Here is a 2,878-nt window from a genome sequence, read left to right as displayed (position 1 = left end):
AAACACCGCCACCCGCGCAGCAAGCGCCTGATACTCCCGCCCATAAGCCCCAAACACCGCCGCCACCGCCGCCGACACCTCATCAGCGCCCGCCGCCACCACCGCCGTCGTCGAGGCCCCCGCCACCGTATTCGCCGCACCCAACACCGACCCCACACCCGCCAACTCCGACGCCGCCGAGGCCAGCGCCTCCGGCACCGCAATCACAAACGACACGCAAACCACCGCACCTCCGAACCACACCGGATAAGCCGCAGGCACTAATCGACAACCGCGCCCGATAGGCCCGCAGCCTAACGCGACGTCAACGTGATTGCCATCACATTCGCACCGATGCAAAGACTTCCAACAGAAGCAGGCCAACGCAGGCCACCAGAGTCGCTACTCCTCGTCGAGAGCCGCCAACACCTCGTCCGACACGTCGACATTGGTCCACACGTTCTGCACGTCGTCGCTGTCCTCCAGCGCATCCACGAGCTTGAATACCCTGCGGGCGCCGTCGACGTCCACTGGCACACTGACCGACGGCTGGAAACCGGCTTCGGCCGACTCGTAGTCAATCCCCGCGTCTTGCAACGCGGTGCGCACCGCGACCAGATCACCTGGTTCGGCGACCACTTCGAAGCTGTCGCCCAGGTCGTTGACCTCCTCGGCACCGGCATCCAGCACCGCGGTCAGCACATCGTCTTCGGTCAGGCCGTTCTTGTCCAGGGTGACCACGCCCTTGCGGGAGAACAGATAGGACACCGACCCCGGATCGGCCATGGTGCCGCCGTTACGTGTCATGGCCACCCGCACCTCGCTGGCGGCCCGGTTGCGATTGTCGGTCAGGCACTCGATCAACACCGCCACGCCGTTGGGCGCATAACCCTCGTACATGATGGTCTGCCAGTCGGCGCCACCGGCTTCCTCACCGGCGCCGCGCTTGCGGGCCCGCTCGATGTTCTCATTGGGCACCGAGCTCTTCTTGGCCTTCTGGATGGCGTCGTACAGGGTCGGGTTGCCCGCCGGGTCACCGCCGCCGACACGGGCTGCGACCTCGATGTTCTTGATCAGCCGGGCGAACATCTTGCCGCGACGGGCGTCGACGACGGCCTTCTTGTGCTTGGTGGTAGCCCACTTGGAATGGCCGCTCATCCGCTGTCTTACCTCTTCTTTTTGGGTTCTGTTTTCGCCCAACGAGTCTACGTGGACCGCAGGTGCTGGTCGTCTGGCCGGCTCCGGCCCACCGAGCCTGTAATTCTGCAGGGGAAGTTCGAGTGCGAGCCGGCAAAATTACAGGCTCGATGATGGTGCGCACATGAAGGCGCCCGATGAGACGTCAGCGCCGACCCCGGACGATGTCGACGAACAGCTGATGGATACGACGATCGCCGGTGATCTCCGGGTGGAACGCAGTCGCCAACACCGCGCCCTGCCGCACCGCGACGATATGGCCCGCGGCCCGGGCCAGCACCTGCACACCCTCGCCGGCCCGCTCGACCCATGGCGCCCTTATGAACACCGCACGCACCGGGTCGTCCAGGCCGGCGAACGCGATGTCGCCCTCAAACGAATCGACTTGGCGCCCAAAGGCGTTGCGCCGCACGGTCATATCGATCCCACGCAGCGGCACGGCCTCGCGGCCGCGGGCGCCGGCGTCCAGGATTTCGCTGGCCAGCAGGATCATGCCGGCACACGCGCCGTACGCGGGAAGGCCCTCGGCCAGTCGCGCCCGCAGCGGCGCCAGCAATTCGAAGTCGCGCAGCAGATGGCTGATGGTCGTGGACTCGCCGCCCGGAAGCACCAGCGCATCCACCGCGTCCAGCTCGTCGCGGCGGCGCACCGGCATCGGCTCGGCTCCGGCTTCACGCAGTGCCGCAAGGTGTTCCCGGGTGTCCCCCTGCAGTGCCAGGACGCCGATCTTCGGCGGGCTCACGGCTGGTATCCGTGGCGATAACGAGTCAGCCCCTCCTGCATGACGGCCGCCACCAACTCACCGCGCTGGGTAAAGATCTTCCCGTGGGTGAGGGCGCGACCGCCGCCGGCCGACGGCGAGGACTGGTCGTACAGCAACCATTCGTCGGCGCGGAACGACCGCATGAACCACATCGCGTGGTCCAGCGATGCCACCTGCAGATGCTCTCGCTCCTTGAGGTGGGTGACCTGTGCCGAACCGAGCAGGGTGAGGTCGCTCATGTAGGCGAGCGCGCAGATGTGCAGCACCGGATCGTCGGGCAGCGGATCGTGGTGGCGAAACCACACCTGCTGCTGAGAAGCCTTGCCGGGCAAACACTGCAACTGCTCCCGCGGCACAATCCGCACGTCCCACTCCTCGAACTGCCGGAAACCGGCGTCGTCGAATACCCGCACCGAGCGCAATCCGGGCAGATCGTCAGGCGGCGGCGCCGCCGGCATCTGGTCCTGGTGGCTGATGCCTTGCTGATGGGTCTGAAAGGACGCGCCCATGCTGAAGATGATTTCCCCATGCTGGATGGCAGTGACCCGCCTGGTGGCAAACGATCCGCCATCTCGAGTGCGCTCGACCAGAAAAACGGTGCGCTCCTTGGCATCTCCGGGCCGAAGAAAGTATCCGTGCAACGAGTGGACTCGATACGACCGGTCGACGGTGCGCACCGCGGACACCAGCGACTGACCCGCGACATGGCCGCCGAACGTGCGCTGCAGAAAACCTGACTCCGGACTGAAGACGCTGCCGCGATAGATGTTGACCTCAAGTTGCTCGAGGTCGAGGATCTCTTCGATCGCCACGGAAGGTTCTTACCAGCCGCGCTCGGCGAGCCGGTGCGGCTGGGCGATCTGTTCGACGTTGATGCCGACCATCGGCTCGCCCAGCCCCCGTGACACCTTGGCCAGTACGTCGGGGTCGTCGTAGAAG

Annotated in this window: 4 protein-coding genes and 1 pseudogene; all 5 read right to left on the bottom strand. The window is 65.9% G+C overall.

All coding sequences use genetic code 11. From position 1 onward, the window contains the following. On the bottom strand, positions 1-216 hold a 216-nt coding region (locus EET03_RS10225; RefSeq protein WP_136625675.1), incomplete at its 3' end, for a PE family protein. Positions 217-381: 165 nt separating this feature from the next. Next, complete coding sequence (locus EET03_RS10220; RefSeq protein WP_075542571.1) at positions 382-1,137, bottom strand: YebC/PmpR family DNA-binding transcriptional regulator; 756 nt, start codon at positions 1,135-1,137, stop codon at positions 382-384. Between the two features lie 184 nt (positions 1,138-1,321). Beyond that, positions 1,322-1,918: a pyridoxal 5'-phosphate synthase glutaminase subunit PdxT gene (gene pdxT, locus EET03_RS10215; protein ID WP_063469333.1), complete on the bottom strand. Its 597-nt coding sequence runs from the start codon at positions 1,916-1,918 to the stop codon at positions 1,322-1,324. Then, a complete protein-coding gene (gene tesB, locus EET03_RS10210; protein ID WP_063469334.1) occupies positions 1,915-2,751 on the bottom strand; it encodes an acyl-CoA thioesterase II in 837 nt (278 codons plus the stop codon). The genes pdxT and tesB overlap by 4 nt, the downstream gene beginning before the upstream one ends. Before the next feature lie 9 nt (positions 2,752-2,760). After that, positions 2,761-2,878, bottom strand: a pseudogene (locus tag EET03_RS10205) (pyridoxal 5'-phosphate synthase lyase subunit PdxS); the annotation flags it as partial.

This window comes from Mycobacterium innocens, from assembly GCF_900566055.1.
GTDB classification, from domain to species: Bacteria; Actinomycetota; Actinomycetes; order Mycobacteriales; family Mycobacteriaceae; genus Mycobacterium; species Mycobacterium innocens.
The sequence above is the reverse complement of the archived record's forward strand: the minus strand, read 5'-3'. Positions and strand labels throughout refer to the sequence as shown.

Excerpts from the sequence above, each read along its gene's own strand:
- EET03_RS10220 (WP_075542571.1), bottom strand. The coding sequence starts at position 1,137 with ATGAGCGGCCATTCCAAGTGGGCTACCACCAAGCACAAGAAGGCCGTC.